The 24898-nt window shown below is 68.2% G+C and carries 17 protein-coding genes; 10 read left to right on the top strand and 7 right to left on the bottom strand.

Going from position 1 to position 24898, the window contains the following annotated elements; genetic code table 11:
* Nucleotides 1-176: 176 nt before the first annotated feature.
* Nucleotides 177-1817 carry a S8 family peptidase gene (locus DIE04_RS29165; protein WP_124523950.1) on the bottom strand — a complete coding sequence of 547 codons (1641 nt, stop codon included), beginning with the start codon at nucleotides 1815-1817 and terminating at the stop codon, nucleotides 177-179.
* Between the two features lie 417 nt (nucleotides 1818-2234).
* Between DIE04_RS29165 and DIE04_RS29160 the strand changes: the two genes are divergently transcribed.
* A complete protein-coding gene (locus tag DIE04_RS29160) occupies nucleotides 2235-3131 on the top strand; it encodes a glutamate/aspartate ABC transporter substrate-binding protein (RefSeq protein ID WP_124523952.1) in 897 nt (298 codons plus the stop codon).
* Nucleotides 3132-3467: 336 nt separating this feature from the next.
* Here the strand turns inward: DIE04_RS29160 and DIE04_RS29930 are convergent, their stop codons facing one another.
* Nucleotides 3468-3605: a hypothetical protein gene (locus tag DIE04_RS29930; protein WP_185500441.1), complete on the bottom strand. Its 138-nt coding sequence runs from the start codon at nucleotides 3603-3605 to the stop codon at nucleotides 3468-3470.
* On the opposite strand from DIE04_RS29930, the gene DIE04_RS29155 reads away from it, so the two are divergent.
* The 4 genes from DIE04_RS29155 (at nucleotide 3604) to DIE04_RS29140 (ending at nucleotide 7845) form a co-directional block, all read left to right on the top strand.
* The gene (locus DIE04_RS29155; protein WP_124523954.1) at nucleotides 3604-4446 is read left to right on the top strand and encodes an ABC transporter substrate-binding protein; all 843 of its coding nucleotides are present in this window, start codon (nucleotides 3604-3606) and stop codon (nucleotides 4444-4446) included. The two genes, DIE04_RS29930 and DIE04_RS29155, sit on opposite strands and share 2 nt — an antisense overlap.
* A gap of 72 nt (nucleotides 4447-4518) precedes the next feature.
* On the top strand, nucleotides 4519-6021 hold the full coding sequence (locus tag DIE04_RS29150) for an amino acid ABC transporter permease/ATP-binding protein (RefSeq protein ID WP_124523956.1): 1503 nt from the start codon (nucleotides 4519-4521) through the stop codon (nucleotides 6019-6021).
* Nucleotides 6022-6044: 23 nt separating this feature from the next.
* Nucleotides 6045-7388: an amidase family protein gene (locus DIE04_RS29145; protein WP_124523958.1), complete on the top strand. Its 1344-nt coding sequence runs from the start codon at nucleotides 6045-6047 to the stop codon at nucleotides 7386-7388.
* A gap of 61 nt (nucleotides 7389-7449) precedes the next feature.
* Complete coding sequence (locus DIE04_RS29140; protein ID WP_124523960.1) at nucleotides 7450-7845, top strand: ectoine synthase; 396 nt, start codon at nucleotides 7450-7452, stop codon at nucleotides 7843-7845.
* A 90-nt stretch (nucleotides 7846-7935) separates the two neighbouring features.
* On the opposite strand, the gene DIE04_RS29135 is transcribed toward DIE04_RS29140, so the two are convergent.
* Both DIE04_RS29135 and DIE04_RS29130 read right to left on the bottom strand, forming a co-directional pair.
* A complete protein-coding gene (locus DIE04_RS29135; RefSeq protein WP_124523962.1) occupies nucleotides 7936-8610 on the bottom strand; it encodes a GntR family transcriptional regulator in 675 nt (224 codons plus the stop codon).
* Between the two features lie 85 nt (nucleotides 8611-8695).
* A complete protein-coding gene (locus DIE04_RS29130; RefSeq protein WP_124523963.1) occupies nucleotides 8696-9556 on the bottom strand; it encodes a DUF1989 domain-containing protein in 861 nt (286 codons plus the stop codon).
* A 460-nt stretch (nucleotides 9557-10016) separates the two neighbouring features.
* Between DIE04_RS29130 and DIE04_RS29125 the strand changes: the two genes are divergently transcribed.
* Nucleotides 10017-11264 (top strand): multidrug effflux MFS transporter, encoded by a 1248-nt coding sequence (locus tag DIE04_RS29125; protein ID WP_124523965.1) that lies wholly within the window; start codon nucleotides 10017-10019, stop codon nucleotides 11262-11264.
* Between the two features lie 34 nt (nucleotides 11265-11298).
* On the opposite strand, the gene DIE04_RS29120 is transcribed toward DIE04_RS29125, so the two are convergent.
* The 3 genes from DIE04_RS29120 to DIE04_RS29110 form a co-directional block, all read right to left on the bottom strand.
* The gene (locus tag DIE04_RS29120) at nucleotides 11299-11991 is read right to left on the bottom strand and encodes a hypothetical protein (RefSeq protein WP_124523966.1); all 693 of its coding nucleotides are present in this window, start codon (nucleotides 11989-11991) and stop codon (nucleotides 11299-11301) included.
* Nucleotides 11992-12141: 150 nt separating this feature from the next.
* Nucleotides 12142-14391 carry a penicillin-binding protein 1C gene (pbpC, locus tag DIE04_RS29115; RefSeq protein WP_124523968.1) on the bottom strand — a complete coding sequence of 750 codons (2250 nt, stop codon included), beginning with the start codon at nucleotides 14389-14391 and terminating at the stop codon, nucleotides 12142-12144.
* Nucleotides 14392-14401: 10 nt separating this feature from the next.
* Complete coding sequence (locus DIE04_RS29110; protein ID WP_124523970.1) at nucleotides 14402-20440, bottom strand: alpha-2-macroglobulin; 6039 nt, start codon at nucleotides 20438-20440, stop codon at nucleotides 14402-14404.
* A gap of 304 nt (nucleotides 20441-20744) precedes the next feature.
* Here DIE04_RS29110 and DIE04_RS29100 point away from each other — a divergent pair, with 304 nt between their 5' ends.
* The 4 genes from DIE04_RS29100 to DIE04_RS29085 all read left to right on the top strand — a co-directional run bounded on the left by DIE04_RS29100 (nucleotide 20745) and on the right by DIE04_RS29085 (nucleotide 24748).
* Complete coding sequence (locus DIE04_RS29100; RefSeq protein ID WP_044843286.1) at nucleotides 20745-21251, top strand: sugar dehydrogenase complex small subunit; 507 nt, start codon at nucleotides 20745-20747, stop codon at nucleotides 21249-21251.
* Complete coding sequence (locus tag DIE04_RS29095; protein WP_124484599.1) at nucleotides 21251-22870, top strand: GMC family oxidoreductase; 1620 nt, start codon at nucleotides 21251-21253, stop codon at nucleotides 22868-22870. The genes DIE04_RS29100 and DIE04_RS29095 overlap by 1 nt, the downstream gene beginning before the upstream one ends.
* A gap of 2 nt (nucleotides 22871-22872) precedes the next feature.
* Nucleotides 22873-24150: a cytochrome c gene (locus tag DIE04_RS29090; protein ID WP_124523972.1), complete on the top strand. Its 1278-nt coding sequence runs from the start codon at nucleotides 22873-22875 to the stop codon at nucleotides 24148-24150.
* Nucleotides 24151-24328: 178 nt separating this feature from the next.
* The gene (locus tag DIE04_RS29085; RefSeq protein ID WP_124484601.1) at nucleotides 24329-24748 is read left to right on the top strand and encodes a DoxX family protein; all 420 of its coding nucleotides are present in this window, start codon (nucleotides 24329-24331) and stop codon (nucleotides 24746-24748) included.
* The last annotated feature ends 150 nt before the right edge of the window (nucleotides 24749-24898 follow it).

Here is a 24898-nt window from a genome sequence, read left to right as displayed (position 1 = left end):
CCCCCCCCGCCCCCCCCCCCCCCCCGCCCCCCCCCCCCCGCGCCCCCGCCCCGGCCCGGGGCCGCGGGCCGGCCCCGGCCCCCCCCCGCCCCCCCCCCCCCCCCCCACCCCCCCCCCCCCCCCCGCCCCCCCCCCCCCCCCCCCCCCCGCGGCTGCATGCGTCGAGAACGGGCCGCTTACTGCGTGGCTGACGCGACCGCGGTTCCTGCATCGAGAATGCCCGAGCCTGCCGGCAACGCGGTGCATGGCGTACTGGCCGCCAGCTTCGCCGTGTGCGTACCGCTTTTCAGCTTCTGCTGGATCTGCGTGGGCGTGAGGTTGCCGTTCACCGCGAGCATCAGCGCGGCGACGCCCGTCACCTGCGGCGTCGCGAGGCTCGTGCCGCTCGCCAGGCCGTAGGTGTCGCCATCCGGAGTCGTCGTGCCGCTGTTGGCCGTCGACAGGATGTTGACGCCCGGTGCGCTGAGCGTGATGTTGGTGCCGAAGTTGCTGAACGAGGCGCGGCGGCCGGCTGCATCGTTGGCGCCGACGCTGATCACGCCGCTGCAGTTCGCGGGCTGGTCGAGCCCGGTCGACAGACCGTCGTTGCCGGCGGCGACGACGACGGTTACGCCCTTCGCGTTCACGTCGTCGATCGCCTGCTGGAACGTCTTGCTGCAGGCGCCGACGCCGCCGAGGCTGAGGTTGATGATTTTCGCCGGCGTCGGGTTGTTCGGCACCCCGGTGACGGGAATGCCGGCCGCCCAGCGCATTGCGTCGGCGATGTCGCTCGTCACGCCGCCGCATTTGCCGAGCACGCGAACCGGCAGAATCTTGCCGAGCCACGATACGCCGGCGATGCCGATGCCGTTGTTGGCGGTCGCGCCGATCACGCCCATCACGCGCGTGCCGTGCCAGCTGCTGGTGTTCGGTTCGCTTTCGCAGTGGTAGTACGGGCCGCTCGCGTTGTCGAGTTCCTGCTGCGTGACCCAGTCGCCCGGGTCGCTCGCGTCGGGGCCGCGCGACAGGCCGTTGTTGCTGGTGTTGACGCTGGTGATGAAGCTGTAGCCGGGCAGCAGGTTGCCGACGAGGTCGGGGTGCGGCCGATAGCCGGTGTCGAGCACGGCCGTCACGACGGTCGGCGAGCCTTTGGTCTGGTTCCACGCAGGCGGCAGATCGGCGCCGGCGGTCGGGTCGGACAGATACCACTGCTGGCCGTAGCTCGGGTCGCTCGGCGTGTCGCGGACCTTCATCGGATGATCCGGTTCAGCGTAGTCGACGTCGGCGTCGGCGCCGAAGGCCTCCGCGAGCGCCGCCGCGTCGGCGGCCGCGACGCGCTGGCCAAGCGACAGCACGGCCGCGCCGTTCGAGGCCGTCCGCTCGACCTGCACGTTCAGCGGCGTCGGCGCGGCCGCATACGCACGCGCGGCGCCGGTTGCCGTCGGCGCCGTCCAGCGTGTCATCGAACGCTGGATCACCGCGTCGAGCCGCGTGCCGTCGTCGATGGCCGCTCTTGCGTTCGTGGCCGTCAGCGTCTTCAGCCTGACGATCAGGTGATCGACCGGCGGCTCGTCGGGCGTGGTCTGGGCGGCCATTTGCGTGGCGGCCTGCTGCGACGTACACGCGTTGCTGCCGGAATTGGTGGGCGGGGTCGTCGGAGCGGGCGCGGGGGCCGGGGTCGGGGCCGGTGCCGTGTTGGTCGGCGACGGGTTGCTGCCGTCGCCGCCGCCTCCGCCGCAGCCGGCGATCGGGAGCAGGGCGGCGGCGGACAGCATGCCGGCGAGCATGCGCGCATGGGCCGAACGGGCCAGCGCGAAATTGAAACGTTTGGCTTTCATGTTGAAAGTCGATCCTCGGAGATAACCGTCGTGCCGGCGGTGGTGCCTGGTCTGGCCTAAGCCGGACCTTGATTTTTGTCGGGCGCGCGCGGGGTTCCTGCGACACGCCATGCATTGGGTAACGGCTGATGAGGCGGCTTCTTGAATATGTTTTGTGTGAAAAAGATGCGACGCGCAAACGATTGCGTTGCTGGGTTGCAGCATGAACGCGCGTTTGGAACGGGTGATCTGTTCATGAGGTGCAAGATTGCAGGCGGTCGACCCGGCGAAACATGCGGCGCGGGCGCTTTTGCGCGGCACGGAAACGATTGCGCGTGGTGTGGCCTTGACGAAGGGCGCTTGACGCTTTCCCCGATGCGGTGCGAATTTTTCGGGCGTAGGATCGCGATTCGATCAAGGTTTCGTCAGGAGAAAAGCATGGATCACCGCTTCCGTTGGCTGGCTGTCGCGTTGTCCTGCGCGCTGGCGGGCGCCGCGCACGCGCAGGCGCTCACCGGCACGCTGAAGAAGATCAAGGACACGGGCGTCGTGTCGCTCGGTATCCGCGAATCGTCGGTGCCGTTCTCGTATTCGGACAACCAGCAGAAGAACATCGGTTACTCGCGCGACATCGCGGCGCGCATCATCGATGCGCTCAAGGCGGAGTTGAAGACGCCGAACCTGACGGTGAAGGAAATCCCGATCACGTCGCAGAACCGGATTCCGCTGCTGCAGAACGGCACGATCGACTTCGAGTGCGGCTCGACGACGAACACGCTGGAGCGCCAGAAGCAGGCTGCGTTCTCGAACAGCATCTTTTTGTACGGGATCCGTTTCAGCACGCGCAAGGATTCGGGCGTGAAGGACTTCCCGGACCTGGCCGGCAAGACGGTCGCGACGACGGCCGGCACCTCCGACGAGCGGCTGCTGCGCAAGCTCAACGAAGAGAAAGGGATGAACATGACGATCATCAGCGCGAAGGACCATGCCGAAGCGTTCATGAACGTCACGACCGGGCGCGCGGTCGCGTTCGTGATGGACGAGCCGCTGCTGTACGGCGAGATCGCGAAGGACCGCAATCCGGGCGCGTACACGGTGGCGGGCACGCCGCTCGTCCACGAGAACTACGCGTGCATGATGCGCAAGGACGATCCGGCGTTCAAGCACGTGGTCGACGGCGTGATCGCGAAGCTGCAGACCTCGGGCGCGGCCGAGAAGCTCTACGACCAGTGGTTCATGCAGCCGATTCCGCCGAAGGGTGTGAGCCTCAACTATCCGCTGTCGCCGGAGATGAAGCAGCTGTTCAGGAATCCGACGGATCAGGCACAGTACTGATCGAAACGTCGCAGTGGCGTGCGGGCCGACACGTTGCGTGCTCGGCCTGCACGATCGAATCCCCCGGCCTTCGGGGCGGCGTCGCGGCGCGCATCCCCGCAGCCGCAAGCGCGAGCCGGGCCCGTCGCGCCCGATGCTGAACCCCGTGTCCTGATCCTCCATCGCGTGCGTCGCGTTTATGGCGCCGCACCTCGACGGCCCGCCGTCCGCGCGTCGTCCCGCCCGGTCTTTTCTCCCTTTGCCTGAACACGTGCCCCGCACCGAAGCGGGGTTGGCGGATGCGCGCCCGACGCACGTCCGGCGACGCTGTTTGCCGCGTAAACCCGAATACAGATTTCAATTTGAACTGGTCAGAATCGGCCGAAATTGTTCAACAATTTTCGGCGAAAAATCCCGGGGAGCCGCGTGTGGCGGCGCCTGGGAGGCGTTGCGACGTTTCAGCGCGAGAGCCGAACAACCCAGGAGCTTCGCCATGTCTGCTCGTTTCCCGGTTCGACATTTCCTCCGCGGCGCGCTCGTGCCGCTGGCCTTCGCATGCTCGCTCGCGTCGGCGGCGCCGCTGCAGACGGTGCGGCCCGGCACGCTGCTGGTGGGCTCCGACCTCACGTATCCGCCATACGCGTACCTGGACGCCGGCAAGCCTGCGGGTTTCGATGCCGAGTTCTCGCGGCTGCTGGCACGTCACCTGAAACTGGAGCCGGTATTTCTCGATACGCGCTTCCCGGACTTGATTCTCGGGATGAAGGCGCGCCGCTTCGACGTCGTCGCATCCGCGCTGTACGTGACGCCCGATCGCGTGAAGCAGGTCGATTTCGTGCCGTACCTGAAGACGGGCGCGTCGCTGCTCGTCGCGAAGGGCGGCGCGTTCCTGCCGAAGACGCCGCAGGACCTGTGCGGCAAGCGGGTCGGCTCGATCAAGGGCGCGTCGTGGACGCCGAAGCTGCGTGCGGTGTCGCAGGACACGTGCAAGGCGGCCGGGCGCGCCGAGATCGCGATCCTCGAGTTCCCGACGTCACCGGAAGCGACGTCCGCGCTGCTGTCGAAGGCGGTCGATGTCCAGATCGAGGACGCGGCCGTCGCGCAGGAGATTCCGAAGCAGACGAACGGGCGCGTCGACATCAGTTCGACCACGCTGCTGTATCCGATCGTGATCGGCCTGGGCGTGACGAAGGGCGATAGCGGATTGCAGAGTGCGCTCGAGGGTGCGTTGAACGATGCGCGGCGCAGCGGCGAATACGGCAGCCTGGTGAAGAAGTACGGGTTGCAGGAGCCGACACCCTCCGACGTCGCCAACGCGCTCGGCGCGCCGAAGTAAGCGCGCGGCCAGTACGACCTGACCACCGCGCGCCGCGCGGCCGCATCACCATCCGCGGTTGAGGAGTCTTCGATGCAGTTCGATTGGCACTATGCGTTTCAGCTCTTGCGGGACCAGGATTTCTGGCGCGCCTGCGTCGTGGTCGTCGAACTCAGCGTCGCCGCCTGGCTGCTCGGCGTGTTGCTCGGCTTTCCGGTGGCGCTCGCGAGACAGTCGCACCAGCCGTTGCTGAAGCGGGCGGCGGCGCTCTACATCTGGTTCTTCCGCAGCCTGCCGCTGCTCGTGCTGCTGGTCTTCATCTACAACCTGCCGCAGGTCTTTCCGGCGACGAGCGCGGTGCTGTCCGATCCGTTCATGGCCGGCCTGATCGCGATGGTGCTGAGCGAGACCGCCTATTTCGCGGAAATCCATCGCGGCGGGATCCTGTCGGTGCCGCGCGGGCAGCTCGAGGCGGGCCGCGCGCTGGGTATCCGCTTCACCGGCATCCAGCGGATGATCGTGATGCCGCAGGCGATCCGCATTGCGCTGCCGGCGCTGGCGAACGAGTTCATCACGATCGTGAAGCTCACGTCGCTGGTGTCGGTGATTTCGCTGGCCGAGATCCTGCTCGTCGGCCAGCGGCTGTACACGCAGAATTTCCTGGTGTTCGAAACGATGCTGGCCGTGGCGTTCTACTACGTGCTGATCGTGACCGTGTTCAGCCGGCTGCTCGGTTATCTCGAGCGGTACCTCGACGTCAGCCGCCGTACGCCGGCCCAGGCCGGCCACGTCGATCTTGCGCTGCCGCCGTCGGCGCCGGCCGTCGCGCCGAGGCCGCGGGCGAACGCCGAATTCGCGCTGCGCCTGAAAGGCGTGCAGCAGCGCTACGGCCGCCATGAAGTGCTGAAGGACATTCATCTCGACGTCGTGCCCGGGCAGGTCGTGTCGATCATCGGGCCGTCCGGCTCCGGCAAGACGTCGCTGATTCGTACCGTCAACGGCCTCGCGCCGGTGAACGGGGGCGAGATCGACCTGTACGGAGAGCCGTTCATCCGCGCGTCGGGTCCGCATCCGCCGCGCGTGTCGCACGAGCGCATCCTCGACATCGGCATGGTGTTCCAGAGCTTCAACCTGTTCCCGCATCGCACCGCGCTGCAGAACGTGATGATGGCGCCGTGCTATCACCGGCAGGCCGATGCGGCGGCGATCCGGCTGCAGGCGCTGTCGCTGTTGTCGAAGGTCGGGATGCTCGAACATGCGAACAAGTATCCGCATCAGCTGTCGGGCGGCCAGCAGCAGCGCGTCGCCATTGCGCGCGCGCTCGCGACGCGGCCGTCGATCATGCTGTTCGACGAGCCGACGTCGGCCCTCGATCCGGAGCTCGTCGGCGAAGTGCTGAAGGTCGTCGAGACGCTGGCGAAAGAAGGGATGACGATGATCATCGTGACCCACGAGATGAATTTCGCGTTCAAGGTGTCCGACCGGATCGTGTTCATGGAGAACGGGCGCATCCTGTACGACGTGCCGCCGGACCGGATTCGCGGCAGCGCGGACGCGCGCGTGAAGGATTTTCTGAAGCACGTTCACTTCGCATGACGAATGACCGGATGGGAGCGGGAATGGATCCGACGGATTTCCGGCTGGGCAACGTGAACGAGCACGCGTGTGCGGAACGGGTGCGTACGTGTCTTGCGCATGCCGACGCGCATCCCGGCGACATCGAAGCCGCGTGGCTCGCGCGGCGCGACGACGCGGCGGTCGCCGATGCACGTGCATGGGATGCGGCGCGGCGCGCCGGCGCGATCGATGCGCCGCTGGCCGGCGCCGTGCTGACGGTGAAGGCCTGCTTCGATTGCACCGGCTGGGTCACGCATGCCGGTTCGCGCGTGCTGGCCGACGAGCCGCCGGCGCGAATCGACGCGGCGCCGGTGTCGGCACTGCGTCGGGCCGGCGCGGTACTGGTCGCGCAGACGGCGATGACCGAGTTCGCGTACGGCGCGCTCGGCGTGAACCGTGCGTATGGGACGCCGACGACGCCGCTCGATGCGCGGCGCGAGCGGGTGGCCGGCGGATCGAGTTCGGGCGCGGCGGTGTCGGTGGCGCTCGGTGCGGCCGACCTGTCGCTGGGTTCCGATACGAGCGGGTCGGCACGCATTCCGGCCGCATTCTGCGGCGTGACGGGATTCAAGCCGTCGCGCGGGCGCTATGCGAGCGACGGCATGCGGTTTCTGTCGACGAGCTTCGACGTGCCGGGCCTGCTGGCCGCGACGGTCGGGCTGTGCCGGCAGGCGGACGTTGCGCTGCACGGCCGCGAAGCGCGGCGGCGGCGACCGGCGGCGATCCGCGACCTGCAGTTCATCGTGCCCGAGGCGTTCGTCGCGGATGACGTCGACCCGGTCGTCGGACGCGCATTCGACGCGTGGCTGTCCCGACTGTCCGCGCACGGCGCACGGATCCGGCGCAAGCGGCTCGATTGCGTGGCCGAGGCCGGCGCGGTCGCCCGCGCGGGCGGCATCATCGCGGCAGAGGCGTTCATGCTTCATCGTGCGCGGCTGGCCGCGGCGGCGGACCGCTACGATCAGCTGGTCGGCCCGCGCATCGCTGCAGGCGAGCAGGTGCGGGCGCACGACTACGCCGCGGCGCTGCGGCGCCTGGCTGCACTGGCCGCCGCGTACCACGCCGAACTCGGCGACGCGGATGCGGTGCTGACGCCGACGGTGCCGATGCTGCCGCCGCGCGTGGCCGATCTGGCCGACGAAGCCGCATACCTCGCACAGAACGCGCGTGCGTTCCGGCTGACCGAATTCGCGAACCGGCTCGACCTGCCGAGCATCAGCGTGCCCGGCGACCTGCGCAACCGTCAGCCCGTCGGCTTGCTGATCACCGGGCATCGCGGCGAGGACGCGCGGCTGCTCGATGTCGCGGCAGCGGTGGAGAGCGCGCTGACCGCCGAATCCGCATGACGCATTTTCCGGCGGCAAGGATCGCCTTGCCATTTTTCATCTCAACTATTCAGAGGTACTTATGATCGTCGTGAGATCGACCGATATCGCCAATACCGAGCGCCATGCGCGCGGCCCGGGCTGGGACAGCAAGCGCATGATCGTCAGGCAGGACGGCGTCGGCTATTCCGTTCATGAGACGCGCGTGCACGAAGGCGCCGAACTGCATCTGCACTACAAGAACCACTTCGAGACCAACTACTGCGTGGCCGGAGAGGGGGAGGTCGTCGACACGGCGACCGGCAACGTGCACCGGATCACGCCCGGAACGATCTACGCGCTGAACCTGAACGATCCGCATGTCCTGCGCGCTACGCGTGGCGACCTGCATCTCGTGTGCGTGTTCAATCCGCCGCTGACGGGACTCGAGACGCATCGGGAAGACGGCAGTTACGCGCTGCCGACGGAGCAGGCCTGACTGCGCGAGCGGTCGGGCCGTTGCGTGCCTTTTCGTGCTGCCGTTGCTTGCCACGTCTTGAGGCAAGCAACGGCGGCGCGGCGTGCAGGGTCAGGCCGCCTCGCGATGGCTGCGCTTGATTGCCGCGACGAGCATCCGCTCGGAATCGTCGAGATAGCGCGCGAGCGCGGTGACGGCTTCGCTGCGGCGGTTCTGCGTGAGGAGGTCGTAGATCTGGTATTCGCGCTGGATCCAGTCGGGCGTTTGCACGCGTTTCTCGTCGGGATCCGCGGCGAAGACGAGCCGCAGCTGTGCGGAGATGGTCCGGAAGAACTCGTCGAGCAGCGCCGACTTCTGCAGCGCGACGATGTGCTGGTGAAAGCGCAGGCTGTGCGTGCCGACGGCCTGCCAGTTTTCCTTGTCGAGTTCGCGCTCGGCCGCGCGAATGGCGGCCTGCATCTTTTCGAGCAGCGCCGGCTGCGCGAGTTCGGCCGTGTTCAGCGCATGCAGCTCGAGCGTGCGGCGCGCGACGTAAAGATCGCGCACGTCCTGGCGATTCAGCGTGCGCACGACGACACCCTTGTGGCGCACGAACGTGACGAGCCCTTCGCGGCCGAGCTGATGCAGGACTTCGCGAAGCGAGTTGCGCGACGTGTCGTATTCGGCCGCGAGGTCCATCTCGATCAGCGCGGTGCCGGGCGGCAGCTTGCCGCTGATGATGTGTTCCCGCAGTTGATGGCTGATCCGGTCGGCGACCGACTGTCCTCTCGCTTTTTCGCTTGCCATTCCGTTCGTTCGCTCCTCTCCTGGTCGTGCGCCGCCGGTGTGGCCGGCCGGCGGCGTTTCGCCATTCTACGGGCTCCGGACCGCGTTACGCCGTCTTGTCGTGCTGCCAGTCGGCCTGCGGCGGCTGCATCCCGTGCTGGCCACGGTAGGGCGCGACGCTCGGCTGCGACCAGCCTTCGAGCAGGCTCGGGTCGAGCCGGAATACCTCGACGCCGAGCGGCCGGCACACGTCGATCGGGTCGCGTGCGTCGGGGCCCCACATCGGCACCGAAAGGTCGCCGCCCGGACACGTGGACATCGCGCACAGCACGTCGATTTCCGCGAAGAACTCGAGGTAATCGCCCGGCTGCGCGGGACAGGCCTTCATGAAGTACTTGTCGTCGTCGTTCAGGCCGGTGCACTGGAACACGTTGAGCACGTCGTGCACGTCGAATTCGGTCAGCCCGTACGGCGCGACCGCCCGCACGAGGTTCGAATGACAGTGGAAATGAAAATCCTCGCCGGTCAGCAGCTTGTTCACGTACGGGTCGCAGCGCGTGCCGAGCAGGTCGTGCACGCGGCCGCCGTCGCCGTCGACGCCATAGCCGGCGAGCGTGTCGTCGGTGATCGTGACCATCGGCCGCAGGTACGGCAGCGTCGACCAGAGCCGGTCGAACGTCGTCACGTGCGCGGCTTGCAGCTGACGTGTGCGCGACGCCCACATGCGCTCGCGCGGATTGTGCAGGTTCCAGATGTTGAAGTCGGCGACTTGCGGGCCTTCGAGCGTGACGATCCGGAACACGTGACCCGCCGGCACCGTCCACGCGAAGCCGCTGCGGATCGGCACGACGTGCGACGCGATCCGTTCGCGCGCGTCCTGGCGCTGGGCGATCGTGGAATAAAAGGCTTTGTCGACGTTCAGGACGGAACCCTTGGTGACCTGGTAGGCGGCGGGATAGTTCGACATGACGCGGTGCTCTCGGGGAAATTTTCAGATTCGGAGATCCGGCTGGAATCCGTTGTGGTGGCCGGTCAGGCGTCAATTTTAATGCTGTATTGTTCAACAATTTATTGGCGCTGCGAGGAGTATAGGGGGAACGCCGGGAGGTGTGTCAATCGGTGGAAAGTACGGAGGGGCGCGGCGAGCCGCGGATGCGCGCAGGCAGGCGAGTGGCGCCGCAAACAAAAAACGAAATATGGATCAAAACCGTGGCCGTGCCGGCCGCCGGACCGGCTCGCCATGATCGGCAAGCGGGGCGTGTAACGCGTTTCGAAACCTGACGCAATCCGCATTCAACCGCGCCCACGCCAGGGGATTCCTGTCGCGTTGCGCAACAACAGGCACAATATGCGCTTCGCCGCGCACCGTTGTTCGACTTCGAGCAGCACGGCGCGTGTTGCCGCCGTCCGAATCCTTCCCGGTTGTCATGAACGCCTTGCTCACTCCCGCGCGCGAATCGAACTCGCCGCGCTTCCTGCTGTTCCTGATTTGCCTGTTCGCCTCCGCCGGCCAGCTCGCGATCGACATCTACGTGCCTGCGCTGCCCGACATGGCGCGTTCGTTCGCGACCACGCCGCAGGCGATTCAGTCGAGCGTCTCCGGCTACATGGCCGCTTATGCGCTCGGCCAGCTGATCTTCGGTCCGGTTGCCGATGCATACGGGCGCAAGCGCGTGCTCGCGTTCGGGCTGGTCATCTACACGATCGGCTGCCTGCTGTCGCTCGGCGCGCCGAACCTGGAGACGTTCGTGCTGGCGCGCTGTCTGCAGGGCTTCGGGATCGCGACCACGAACCTGCTCGCGAAGGCGATCATCACCGACTCGTTCTCGGGCCAGGCGCTGATGCATGCGTTTACCTATATGTCGATCGCGTGGGGGCTCGCGCCGATCATCGCGCCGGTGATCGGCGCGCACCTGCAGGAATGGTTCGGCTGGCGCGCGTGCCTCGTGTTCCTGCTGGTGTATTCGCTGGTGATGTGGGCGCTGCTGTGGCGCTATCGCGAGACCTTGCCGAAGCCGGTCCATCTCGAGCCGCGCACGCTGATGGCGAACGCGGGCAAGGTGCTCGCGAGCCCGGTGTTCCAGAGCTGCTTTCTCGCGCAGGGGCTGTGCTACAGCATCCTGCTGGTGTTCAACATCGTCGGGCCGTTCATGGTGCAGACCACGCTGCACAAGCCGCCGACCTTCTTCGGCTATCTCGCGCTCGGGATCGGGCTGATGTATTTCCTCGGCGGGCTGTCGAACCGGATTCACGGGCGCGGGCTGCCGAGCGCCGAGCAGCGGTTGCGTATCGGCGCACGCGTGATGGCGGGCGCGGCGGTCGCGATGCTGGTGCTGGCGCTGACCGTCGGGCTGCGCGTATGGACGCTCGCGACGCCGGTGCTCGTGATGGGCTTCTGCGCGGGCGCGATGTATCCGACGCTGATGGCGAAGGGCAATTCGCTGTTTCCCCATATCGCGGGGCTGACGAGCGCGATCCTCGGGTGCGCGCTGCTGCTCGTGTCGTCCGCGATGATGGGGCTGGCCGGTTTCGTATCGATTCACGTGCTGACGCCGCTCGCGGTGTTCTTCGTCGCGCTGTCGTTCATCGTCGTGTGGATGGTGACGAAGCTGCTGCGCTACCTCACGCAGCAGCAGGCGGCGAGCGTGGCTTGCGGGAGCGGGGAAGCCGCGTAAGCCGCGTCGACGCGGGCAGCGGCACGCCCGCCGCTCACAGCGGGTGTGCCGCGCCCGCCTGCGCCAGCAGCGAAACCGCAACCGGATCCGGCATCCCGTTCGAATCGATCGCGCCGGCCTTGGCCAGCGCGGCGAGGTCGCTGTCGACGCCCGGTTGGCCGACCACGAACGGTGTCGTCAGGAAGGCCGGCGCCGACAGCGTGACCGCATAGCGCTGCTGCAGATTCGTCACGACCGCGGATTGCGCGGCCTGCACCGTGTTCGGGCTGCCCATCACCTGCTGGAAGTGCGCATTCCCCTGGAAATTGCCGATCAGCCCGGCCGTGTTCGTGCCGAGCTGCGCGGCGAGATAGACGAGCATCAGCTCGGTCTCGGGCGTCGTGTTGAAGGTGCCGCCCGCGTAGGCGAGCGAATGCAGGCTCGTGCCGCTCGACGCGACGGTGATCACGCACGGCAGCACGGCGTTGACCGCCACGCGGTAGTTGCCGCCGCCGTCGGTCAGCGTCGTCGCCGAGCCTTGCGCGCAGCTGACCGTCACCGATGCGCTCGCGAGCGCGGAGCCCGTGGCGGCCGTGCCGGACAGCGCGACGGTTTGCGTGTTGGCGTTGTTGAAGCAGACGTCGACGCCGAAGCAGGCGTCGCCGTTGCAGCCGGCAAGCGTCGCGAGGGCCGCGGCGCACAGCGTGCCCAGCGCGGGGCGGAGGAAGCGCGGATGGCGAAGGTTCATGGTCGCGGGCGGATCGGAAGAGTGAGCGCGGCAGGGCAACCGGCGCGCGCCGACGCTTCGGCGCGCTGTTCGTATTCTAGGTCTCCGATCGCGGGGTTGCTGGCCCGTTTGTTCGCCGCGGCCTGCGGCGTGCGGCATGGCCGGCGCCGGTTACGGCTTGCGCGCGGCCGGTTTCGCGAACGCGCCGCGCACCTCGAAGCCGATCGCATCCGCCACGTTGCCGCGCGCGTCGACGAGTTCGAGCCGGTGCCGCCCGGGCCACGGCATCCACGCGATGCGGTCGGCGTGGCCGATTACCTTGTCGTCGAGCCGCCACGCGAACCGTGCGGCATGCCCGGAAGATCGCTCGAACCAGATCCGCTGATTCTTCGGCGGAATGTCCGGATCGATCGCGAAGATCGTGCCGTCGGTCGGCGCACCGATCGTCAGCGGCGCGCGCGCGCCGTCCTTGCCCGGCGTGACGGGCGCCGCGAGCCGGATCGTGTCGAGCGCGGTGCCCGTGACGAACCACTCGTTGCGCGACGGCTCGACGTCGCGCTCGAACGTGATGCGGCGTGCTTCGACGCCGGCCGGCGGACGCGGCGCGCGGCTCGGCAGGTCGCGGTGCAGGTAGCCGACGACGGCCGACCACACCGGCGACGCGCCCGTGACGCCCGACACGTCCCACATCGGCGAGCCGTCCGCATTGCCGACCCACACGCCGACCGTATAGCGCGACGTGAAGCCGACCGTCCAGTTGTCGCGCATGTCCTTGCTCGTGCCGGTCTTCACCGCCGAGAAGAAGCGCGTCGCGAGCGGATTGTCGAAGCCGAACGTGCGCACGCGCGCGTTGTTGTCGGCGAGGATGTCGGTGACGACGAAGCTGGCCGCTTCGCTGAACACGCGCGTGCCGTTGTCCGCACGCCCCGGTGCCGATGCGCCGGCCGCGGGCGACGGCGCAGGCAGGTCGACGACCTTGCGCGCGACGCCGCCGTTCGCGAGCGCGCGATACGCATTGGTCAGCGACAGCAGCGTGACGTCCGCGCTGCCGAGCGCGAGGCTGAAGCCGTAGTAGTCGCCTTCCTGCGCGAGCGGCAGGCCGAGCGCGGTCAGCGTGCGCGCGAAGCGATGCGGCGTGACGAGCACGAGCGTGCGCACGGCCGGCACGTTCAGCGAGCCGCCGAGCGCGCTGCGCACGCTCACCCAGCCCTTGAAATCCTTGTCGTAGTTCTGCGGAATGTAGAGGCCGCCGCCGGCCGCGAGGTTGATCGGCGCGTCGTCGAGCAGCGACGCGGCCGTCAGCCGCTTCTCGTCGATCGCCTGCGCATAGAGGAACGGCTTGAGCGTCGAGCCGGCCTGGCGCGGCGCGAGCACGGCGTCGACGTCGCGTGCGCTCGACAACGCGCCCGACGAACCGACCCACGCGCGAATCTCGCCGGTCGCGTTGTCGATCACGACGACCGCGCCGTCCTGCACGTTGCGCCGGTGCGCGGGCGCGTTGAGCTCGGTCAGCGCGCGCGTGAGCGTGTCGCGCGCGAAGCGCTGCAGCGGCGCATCGAGCGTCGTGCGCACCTGCGCGCCGGCCGCGGGCCTGACCTCGGCCGCGATGCGGCGCGCGAAGTGCGGGGCGAGGGCGGCGCCGTCCGCCGTCAGGTCGTTACGCACGGCATTGGCCGGGCGCGCGATCACGAGCTGCACGTAGCCGTCGAGCGACGCGCAGGCCTGCTCCGCGTGCATGTCGCGCAGGATCCGGCACGCACGCTCGGCGACCTTCGCGCTCGCCGCGTTGGGCGCGCGCACCAGCGCTGCCGCGATCGCGGCTTCACGCGCGTCGAGGCCGGACGGCGCCTTGCCGAACAGCACCTGCGACAGCGCGGCGAGCCCGACCGTCTCGCCGCGGAACGGCACGAGATTCAGGTAGGCCTCGAGGATCTGGTCCTTGCGCCAGCCGCGTTCGAGCAGTAGCGCGTTCATCGCCTGCGTGGCCTTCTGCGGCAGCGAGCGCTGGCCCGAGCGGCGCGGTTCGTCATTGAGGAGCCCGGCGAGCTGCATCGTCACGGTCGACGCGCCGCGCGTGCGCTGGTTCCACAGGTTGCCCCATGCCGCACCGGCGATCCCGCGCCAGTCGACGCCGCTGTGTTCGTAGAAGCGCTTGTCCTCGGACACGACGATCGCCTCGCGGAACGCGGGCGACACGTCGGCGAGCGACACCCAGTCGCCGCGCCGTTCGGCGAGGTCGACGCGCGTGCGCTGCAGCGGCGTGCCGTCACGCGCGAGCAGCACCCAATCGGAACTGCGCCAGTTGCGGCGCACGTCGTCGTAGCCGGGCAGCGCGTGCGCGACGAGCGGCGCGGCCAGCACGACGGCGACGAAAACGCGGCCGGCGAAGCGCGGCGGCCGCGGCGATCCATGATCGATCATCGCGTATCCGTTACTTGCCCGCGTCGGCCGGCTTCACGGTCATCGGCGGGTTCGGCCACAGGCCGTACACGGATGGCGCGTACAACGCTTCCACGCGCGTCGGCGGCAACCCGAAGGTGCCGACGTTGTTCAGCCGCACCGTGTACTCGACCGAGAGCTTGCCCTTCGGCAGATAGTCGTAATACGCGCGGTAGCCGTCGAAATCGCGTTCGATGAACGCCGGCCATGCGCCGTCCGGGGATTTCTCGCCCTGCGTCGCGGCTTCCGAATCGCGGCCGAGGCCCGAGCCGAGGATCGTCGCACCGGACGGGATCGGATCGTTGACGACGACCCACGTCATGTCGCTCTGCGCGTCGATGTCGAGATGCACGCGCACGACGTCGCCGCGCGTCAGCACGCCCTTGACGGCGGGCGACACGGGCGTGACGGTCTTCGTGATCCGGTAGCCGGCCGCGAACGGCGCGCGCAGCGGCACGGCCGCGAGGCTTTCGACGGTCGCCCACGGGTGGCCCGTGCCGTCCTGCGTGACGGACAGCGTGGCCGGTGCCTGGGCCGCACGCGGCCACGGCATCAGCACGCTGCGCGCGGCGGCGGCGCGGGTCGCGGGAGTGGCCGAGGCGGGGCTGTCGGCGGGCGCGGTCGAGGGTGCCTGCGACCACGAAATCGCGCGCTCGTTGCCGCCGAGCGCGACCTTCGTCGTGCCGGCCACCGGCGTGCTCTCGTAGGTGCGCGAGAAGCGCTCGATCGCGAGCTGGCCGAGTGCGTTCGACGTCGTCGTCTGCCATGCGCCCTGGCGTTGCAGCGCCAGCAGGCCGGTCGCCACGCGCGGCATCTCGTCCTTCCACGCCGAGTCGCCCGCGAATTCCAGCGCGAGACGCGCGGCGTTGGTCTCGTTGCTCGTCATCAGCCACCACAGGTCGTCGTCGCGCGCGGTCGAGAACACGAGCTGCGTGCCCTGGTACGTGAGGCGCGCCCGCAGGATCTGCTCGACCTGCGCGCGTTTCGCGTCGCGCTGCGGGATGTCCTTCACGCGCGTGAGGATCGCGTGATAGTCGATTACCGCCGACGTCGGCCACTGGTTCGGCGCGATTTCGATCGAACCGAGCATGCGGCCTTGGGCGGCACCGTAACGCGACAGCGCCTCGATCGCGGCGAGCTTGCGCAGGTCGCGATCCTGGCGCGGAGCCCACGCGTTGCGCTCGATGCGGCCGTCGACGAAACGCGCGAGCCCGGCTTCGAGCTGCGTGCGCAGGTCTTCCGGCAGCGCGAAGCGCGGGTCGAGGCGGCCGGCCTCGTCGGCGACCACGAGCAGATACGACGACAGCGTCGGGCTGCCGTAGTGCGCATCGTCGGAGGACGGCGGGAAGTAGTTCGCGAGTCCGTCGCTGTCGAGGTAGACGGGCATGCGCGCCACCAGCGCCTGCCATTGCGCGGCGTCGTGCAGGCCGATCGCGCGCGACGTCTGCTGTTCGAGGCAGCGGTACGGATAGCGCTCGAACCAGCGCCGCACGCCGGGCAGGCCGTCGGCGAGCTTCGACTGCAGCGACACGGCGATGCCGCCGCGCGGCGCGCCCTGCGCGTTGTTGACGGCGCCGGCCGGGGCGGACACGGGCAGCGTCAGCGTGCCGTCGACCTGGGTGAGCGTGGCCTGCTGCACGGTGACCGGCAGCGCGGGCACGACCTTCTGCGCGACGGCCAGCGCGTCGGACGCGCGCTTGCCGCCTTGCTCGGCCGCCTCGATGCGCCAGTTCAGCGCGCCGGCCGCGTCGAGCGCCTGCTCGGGCACGGTGATCGTCCACGCGACCTCGGCCGCCGCATTGGCCCCGAGCGACACGGTTTGCGGCGCGACGTCGAGGCCCGTCACGCGCGGGGTCACGACGACCTGCATCGCGCGGTCGGTCGTGTTGCGCAGCGTGACCTGCGCGCGGAACGCATCGCCTTCGCGCACGAGCGGCGGCAGGCCTGAGATCAGCTGCAGGTCCTGCGTGCTGCGGATCGACGTGCTGCCGGTGCCGAAGCGGTCCGCGCCGACCGCCGCGATCGCGACGATCCGGAAGCGCGTGAGCGCGTCGTTCAGCGGCACTTCGACGGTCGCGCTGCCGTTCGCGTCGAGCGTCACGCGCGGATTCCACAACAGCAGCGTGTCGAACAGCTCGCGCGTCGGCGCGCTGCCGCCGCCGCCGCCGGCCGGCACCGCCTTGCGGCCGAAGTGGCGGCGGCCGACGATTTCCATCTGCGCGGTGGCCGTCTCGACGCCGTACGCGCGTCGCTGCAGCATCGCGTCGAGCAGGTCCCAGCTGTTGTTCGGCATCAGCTCGAGCAGCGCCTCGTCGACGGCCGCGACCGCGATCTGCGTGCCGGCCGGAGCGGGCTGCCCGTTCGGCAGCGTGACCTTCACGTGCGCCTGCGCCTTGCCGCGCACCGTGTAGCGCGTCGCGTCGGTCGTCACGGTCACGCCGAGACGATGCACGCCGGTGCCGACCTTGATCTCGCCGAGGCCATAGCGGAACGCGGGCTTCGACAGGTCGACGAACGCGGTCGGCGCTTCATGGTAGCGGCCTTCGCGCCAGAACGCGCGGGCCCATTCGACCGGCGCCTTCCAGCCCCACGTGAAGAACGAGTACCACGGCACTTCGCGAATCCGGCCGCGCAATGCGAGCACCGACACGTAGACGTTCGGCCCCCACGATTCGCCGACCTTCAGGTCGACGGTCGGGTTCTTGCCGTTCAGCTCGACGACGTGCGTTTCCATCACGCCGCCGCGTTCGACCGCGACGAGCGCGCTCGCGTAGCGGAACGGCATGCGCACCTGGAAGCGGGCCGTTTCGCCCGGCTCGTAGGACGTCTTCTCCGGGATCACGTCGATCCGGTCGGTGTTGTCGCCGCCGAACCAGAGTTGGTCCTCGCGCGTGACCCAGACGGACGTCGACGCATTCGACGTGCGGCCGTCGCCATCCTTCGCGACCGCGATCAACTGGACGTTGCCGGCCTGTTCGAGCGTCGCGTCGCAGGCCATGCGGCCCTTGTCGTCGGTCTTGCCCGAGCACAGCACGCCGAGGTCGCGCGTGTCGCTCTTGTTGTCGTACGCATAGAAGCCGCCGACCATGCGCTTGCGCGAGGACGTCGTGATGTGCGCGACGCCCTTGATTTCGATCGACACCGATGCACGCGGCTTGCCCTGCAGGTCGACCGCGAGCGCCTGCACCGGCACGCGCTGGCCGACCGACACCCAGCGGCCGGCCTTGATGCCGGCCACCACCGCGGCCGGCCACAGGATCGTGTCGCCGCGGATCGTCTGCACTTCGCCGTTCGGGTCCGCGAACGTCGCCTCCAGCGCGATGCGCTTCGGCGCGTCGACGTCGGGCAGGCCCTTGAGCGTGACGGAACCCGCGCCGTTGCGGTCGAGCGTGAGCGGCAGCTTGTCCGCGATCAGCTTCGTCGCGTCGGGATCGTTGTTCGCGGCCGATGCGCTGTCGCCGTCCTGCGCATCGTCGTCGGCGTTGCCGTCGCTGCGCTCAGGACGATAGGGCGTGAAGCTGAAGTCCTCGAAGCGGTCCGCGAACGGTGGCGACGCCCACTTCATCAGCGCCGACACCTGCACGGGCAGGTTCGATGCGCCGCCGCCCGACACGTAGTCGATCTGCACCGCGAGCGGCGCTTCCTTGACCGCGACGAGCGGGCTCTTCTGCGCGTCGCGCGCGCCGATCGTCCCCTTGAGCACCGGCAGGCGGAACGCCTCGACGCGGAAGCTGCCGCCGTAGTAGCTGGCGGTCGGCGCATCGTCCGGGCCGCCTTCGAGCGACACGCTGTATTCGCCGAGCTTCGCCGCGGGCGGCAGCGTGAACTGCGTGTCCGCGCTATGGTCGGCCGACCACGTGAGCGGCAGCTTGTAGGTCTGGTCGGAGCCGAGATGGCGGATCGTCACGCGTGTCGGGTAGTGCGCCGGGAACGCGAGGCTCTGCAGCGTCTCGGTGCGCAGGAAGTGCTTCATCGACACGGTTTCGCCGGCCCGCAGCAGCGTGCGGTCGAACACGGTATGCGCGCGCACGGTCGGCGCGCTGTCGGTGTCGGTCGGCACGTTGAAGCGCCACGATTCGATCCCGCGGTTCCAGTTCGAGCTGACGAACGCCATGTCGCGGCCCGTCTTCGGATCGTCGACGCGTGCCGACACGAAGTAGTCGTCGAAGCGTTCCGACTGGCTGCATGCGTGTTTCGGCTCGAACGGGCCGTCGATCTTCAGCAGGCCTTGCGCATCGGTCTTGCCCGACGCGATTTCGTCGCCATTGCAGTCCGACACGCGGATCTGCGCGTTCGGCACGGGCTTGCCCTTGTCGAGCGTCGTGACCCACACGAGGTTGTTCTCGCGGCCCTGTTTCAGGTGCACGCCGAGATTCGTGACGAGCACGGTCGTGCGCACGTACATGCTCGACGGCTTCGCGAGCAGCGAGCGGCCGAGCGCGGGCGACGCGAGTTCGAGCACGTAGAAGCCGGGCTTGTCGATCGGCACGCCGACGACCTCGAACGGACGCAGCGCCTTCGGGTCGGCCTTCGGCAGCGTCAGCGCGTGCGCACCCGGTTCGCCGGCGAGCAGCGACAGCGAGCGCACGTCGATGCGGCGGTTCTGCGGCGCGGGCATCTTCTCGCCGGCCTCGAGCGGCACGTAGACGGGGTGCTGGCCCTTGCGCCGCAGCAGGCCCGGGACGCGTTCGTCGATCGTGCCGGCCGTCATCGACCAGTTGTCGAAGCGCTCGACGGTGCGCATCCATTGACGGATCGCGGTGTCGTCGTCGACCTTCAGGTTCGAGAATTGCGCGCTGCTCGTGTTGAGGCCCGCGATGCGCAGGTCGGCTTCGACGTTGCGCAGCGTGACGGGCACGAGTGCCGGCGTATCGGGTTCGGCGAAGCGCTCGACGATCCCGAACGTGCCCGACGAGAATTTCGCGAGCGGCGGCATCGGCGCGGTGCGCGTCGCGAGCGGGAACAGGTCGGCGTTCGAGAGCGTGCGGTCGGTCGCGTCGCGCAGGCCGGACGGCAGTTCGATCGTCAGGTTCGCCTGCGCGGGCAGCGGCGGGTTGAACGTGACGGTCGTCACTTCGTCGCTGTGGTCGTCGGCCGCGAAGGTCGGCGAAAGCGAACCGTCAGGACCGCGCAGCCGGATCGCCTCGGCGTTCTTGCGCGAGATCGGTGCATTGAACGACAGCGTCAGCGGACGCAGCGGCGTGCAGGGCGCCTTCGCGTTCTCGCGCTCGCACGAGAAGCTCGCGGCGAACGGCGCACGCACCGTGAAGTCGAAGCGGCGCTCGGTGTCGTTCGCGATGCCGCTCGGGCTCGCGACGCCCTTGCCGTAGACGAGCTGCATCTTCGCGCTCGCGGGCAGCGCCTGCGCGCACGACAGCGTCAGCACGCGCGCGGCGTCCTTCTTCAGCCCGAAGTGATCGAGCAGCGCGTTGCGCGCATCGTCGTCGGCGGCCGTGACGGGGATGCGGTTGCCGATGCCGGCCGCTTCGCACCAGATGTTCGCGAGCGCGGAGCGTGGCTCGGCCGGGCCGTTCAGCTTCAGCACGAAGACCTGGCGCTCCTCGATCTCGCGCGAGCCGGGGCGCACCGTCACCGGGAACGGGCCGCCGGTTTGAAACGTGAAGCGGCGCGGGCCGCTGACCGCATTGCCGGCGACCGAACGCAGCGCGTCGTTGAGCGCGACCGAGCAGCGCACACCCGGCGGCAGGTCGTTCTCGAAATCGTAGACCCACGTCTTGTCGTCGAGCCAGTGACCCTGGCCGCGTGCGGCGGTGGAATCGTTGCAGGTCATGCGCGCGGGACTCGGCGCGGATGCCGAACCGAACGCGACCATCGGTTCGTCGAACTTGACGACGCTCTGCCGGACTTCGGTGACCGTGCCTTGCGGCGACACGCTCACGGTGCGTGCCGCGCCCGCATGCAGCGACACTGCGGCGGCGCCGCCGAGCGCCGCGACGGCGCCGATGCGCCAGAGCAGCCGTGTGGTGTGATGGGTTGAATGTGTGTTGTTGTGCTTGTCGTGCTGCTTCATCGCTCGATGCCCTCGGAGGGAAGCTTTCTGTTTGATTGCACGCGATTCTAACCGACGGGCATGCGAGCGGATGACGGGAAGCGGCGTGTCGCCGGGTTGCGACACGCCGGCATCCCGATACGGAATTGTCGCGTCGACGACACAAAGATGCCGCGAAATGTCGATTGTCTCGGATTGCGGAACATTAAATGGACTATAAAAGCATTGTCCAATCCGAATTGAGCGCGTACATTTCAGGGCCGCGCGAAAGTTTGAGAAATATCAAGCGTGGTTTTCCCGAATCCGGTGTTCGAGAGAAGGAAACATGCACAACGACAACACTCCCCACTCGCGTCGCGATCGCGACGCAGCCGCATCCGGCATCACGCGGCGTCAATGGCTGCAGGGCGCACTGGCGCTGACGGCGGCGGGCCTCACCGGCTCGCTGGCGTTGCGGGCCCTGGCCGATAATCCCGGCACCGCGCCGCTCGATACGTTCATGACGCTCTCCGAAGCACTGACAGGCAAGAAAGGGCTGAGCCGCGTGCTCGGCGAACGCTTCCTGCAGGCCTTGCAGAAGGGCTCGTTCAAGACCGCCGACGGTCTGTCGCAACTCGCCGGCGCACTCGCGTCCGGTTCGTTGACTCCCGATCAGCAAACGTCCGCGCTGTCGATTCTCGAAGCCTGGTATCTCGGCATCGTCGACAACGTCGTAATTACCTACGAAGAAGCATTAATGTTCAGCGTCGTGTCCGATACGCTCGTGATTCCTTCGTATTGCCCGAATAAACCCGGCTTCTGGGCCGAAAAACCGATCGAGAGGCAAGGCTGATGGCCGATACCGATACGCAAAAGGCCGACGTCGTGGTCGTCGGGTCCGGTGTCGCGGGCGCGATCGTCGCGCACCAGCTCGCGATGGCCGGCAAGTCGGTGATCCTGCTCGAGGCAGGCCCGCGCATGCCGCGCTGGGAAATCGTCGAACGCTTCCGCAACCAGCCCGACAAGACCGACTTCATGGCGCCGTACCCGTCGAGCCCGTGGGCGCCGCATCCGGAATACGGCCCGCCGAACGACTACCTGGTCCTGAAGGGCGAGCACAAGTTCAACTCGCAGTACATCCGCGCGGTGGGCGGCACGACGTGGCACTGGGCCGCGTCGGCGTGGCGCTTCATCCCGAACGACTTCAAGATGAAGACCGTGTACGGTGTCGGCCGCGACTGGCCGATCCAGTACGACGATCTCGAGCATTGGTACCAGCGCGCCGAGGAAGAGCTCGGCGTGTGGGGCCCCGGCCCCGAGGAAGACCTGTATTCGCCGCGCAAGCAGCCGTACCCGATGCCGCCGCTGCCGTTGTCGTTCAACGAGCAGACGATCAAGAGCGCGCTCAACGGCCATGACCCGAAGTTCCACGTCGTGACCGAGCCGGTCGCGCGCAACAGCCGTCCGTACGACGGCCGGCCGACTTGTTGCGGGAACAACAACTGCATGCCGATCTGCCCGATCGGCGCGATGTACAACGGCATCGTGCACGTCGAGAAGGCCGAGCAGGCCGGCGCGAAGCTGATCGACAGCGCGGTCGTGTACAAGCTCGAGACGGGCCCGGACAAGCGCATCGTCGCCGCGATCTACAAGGACAAGACGGGCGCCGACCATCGCGTCGAGGGCAAGTACTTCGTGGTGGCCGCGAACGGCATCGAGACGCCGAAGATCCTGCTGATGTCGGCGAACCGCGACTTCCCGAACGGCGTCGCGAACAGCTCCGACATGGTCGGGCGCAACCTGATGGACCACCCGGGCACGGGCGTGTCGTTCTACGCGAGCGAGAAGCTGTGGCCGGGCCGCGGCCCGCAGGAAATGACGTCGCTGATCGGTTTCCGCGACGGCCCGTTCCGCGCGACCGAAGCCGCGAAGAAGATCCATCTGTCGAACATGTCGCGCATCAACCAGGAAACGCAGAAGATCTTCAAGGCCGGCAAGCTGATGAAGGCCGACGAGCTCGACGCGCAGATCCGCGACCGCTCCGCGCGCTACGTGCAGTTCGACTGCTTCCACGAAATCCTGCCGCAGCCCGAGAACCGCATCGTGCCGAGCAAGACGGCCACCGACGCGGTCGGCATTCCGCGCCCGGAAATCACGTATGCGATCGACGACTACGTGAAGCGCGGCGCCGTGCATACGCGCGAGGTCTATGCGACCGCGGCGAAGGTGCTGGGCGGTACGGACGTCGTGTTCAACGACGAGTTCGCGCCGAACAATCACATCACGGGCGCGACGATCATGGGCGCGGATGCGCGCGACTCGGTCGTCGACAAGGACTGCCGCACGTTCGACCATCCGAACCTGTTCATCTCGAGCAGCTCGACGATGCCGACCGTCGGTACGGTGAACGTGACGCTGACGATCGCGGCGCTGGCGCTGCGGATGTCCGACACGCTGAAGAAGGAAGTCTGACCGTGCGGAAATCTACTCTCACCTTCCTCCTCGCCGGCTGCCTCGCGCTGCCGGGCCTCGTGCGCGCGGCCGATGCGGCCGACCCCGCGCAGGTCAAGCGCGGCGAATATCTCGCGGTCGCGGGCGACTGCATGGCCTGCCACACCGCGAAGGGCGGCAAGCCGTTCGCCGGCGGCCTGGGGATGCCGGTGCCGAAGCTCGGCAAGATCTACACGAGCAACATCACGCCCGACCCGGATACCGGCATCGGCAACTGGACGTTCGACGACTTCGAGCGCGCGGTGCGCCACGGCGTGTCGAAGAACGGCGACAACCTGTATCCGGCGATGCCGTACGTGTCGTACGCGAAGATCAGCGACGACGACGTGCAGGCGTTGTACGCGTACTTCATGCACGGCGTCGAACCGGTCAAGCAGGCGCCGCCGAAGAACGAGATCCCCGCGCTGCTGAGCATGCGCTGGCCGCTGAAGATCTGGAACTGGCTGTTCCTGAAGGACGGCGCATACCAGCCGAAGCCGGCGCAGAGCGCCGAGTGGAACCGCGGTGCGTACCTGGTGCAGGGCCTCGCGCACTGCAGCACGTGCCACACGCCGCGCGGCGTCGCGATGCAGGAGAAGTCGCTCGACGAAACCGGCGGCAGCTTCCTGTCGGGCTCGGTGCTGGCGGGCTGGGACGGCTACAACATCACGTCCGACCCGAACGCGGGGATCGGCGGCTGGACGCAGCAGCAGCTCGTCCAGTACCTGCGTACCGGCAGCGTGCCGGGAGTCGCGCAGGCGGCCGGTCCGATGGCCGAGGCGGTCGAGCACAGCTTCTCGAAGATGACCGACGCCGACATCGGCGCGATCGCGACGTACATCCGTACGGTGCCGGCCGTCGCCAACGGCGACGCGAAGCAGTCGCGCTCGTCGTGGGGCAAGCCGGCGGAAGACGGCCTGAAGCTGCGCGGCGTCGCACTGGCGTCGTCGGGCATCGATCCGGCGCGGCTGTATCTCGGCAACTGCGCGACGTGCCACCAGATGCAGGGCAAGGGCACGCCGGACGGCTATTACCCGTCGCTGTTCCACAACTCGACGGTGGGTGCGACGAATCCGGCGAACCTGGTGCAGGTGATCCTGAACGGCGTGCAGCGCAAGGCCGGCAGCGAGGACGTCGGGATGCCCGCGTTCCGCAACGAGCTGTCGGATGCGCAGATCGCCGCGCTGACGAACTACCTGACCGGCCAGTTCGGCAACCCGGCCGCGAAGGTGACCGAGCAGGACGTCGCGAAGGCGCGTTGAGGCCGGGTACGATGCAGTAAAGGCAGGGCAACTCTGACAAGAAGAGGAGGCACAGCACATCGGGCGGGCCCCGATGCCGGTTGTTGCAGAGCGGGGTGGGTGGCTTTGGCGGCCGCCCGCCCTGGTTCGTTGGCAATCCGGTGCGCGCGGTTCGCGTACCGCTTTCGTTGATCACACCATGACACCGAATCAACCGTTTCTCGCGTCCCAGCGCGATGTGCTGCTGCTGTTGTCCCGGATCCTGCTCGTGATCCTGTTCGTGATGTTCGGCTGGAAGAAGATCGTCGACTTCTCCGGCACGATCGCGTTCATGGGAAGCGAGGGCGCGCCGGCGCCGATCATTTCGGCGGCGATCGCCGTCGTGATGGAGCTGTTCGCCGGCATCGCGCTCCTCGTCGGTTTCCAGACGCGGCCGCTCGCGCTGCTGCTTGCGCTGTATACGATCGGCACCGGCTTCATCGGCCACCACTACTGGACGATGACGGGCGGCGAGCAGATCGACAACATGATTCATTTCTACAAGAACATCGCGATCTCGGGCGGCCTGCTCGCGCTTTGCGCGGCGGGCCCCGGGCGTTTTTCGATCGATCGCGGGTAAATGGCAACGCCGGCGCGCGCATGGGGCGTGTGCCGGACGGTCGAGACTTCGAGGGGGGGCATCATTTTGCGACTCAAACATTTCGCATCGCTGATCGTGGCCGCCGCACCGGCGGCCGCGTTCGCGCAGACGAGCGTGACGCTGTACGGC

Source organism: Burkholderia sp. Bp8994 (genome assembly GCF_003853805.1).
GTDB lineage: Bacteria > Pseudomonadota > Gammaproteobacteria > Burkholderiales > Burkholderiaceae > Burkholderia.
This window is presented reverse-complemented; position numbering and strand designations above follow the sequence as displayed.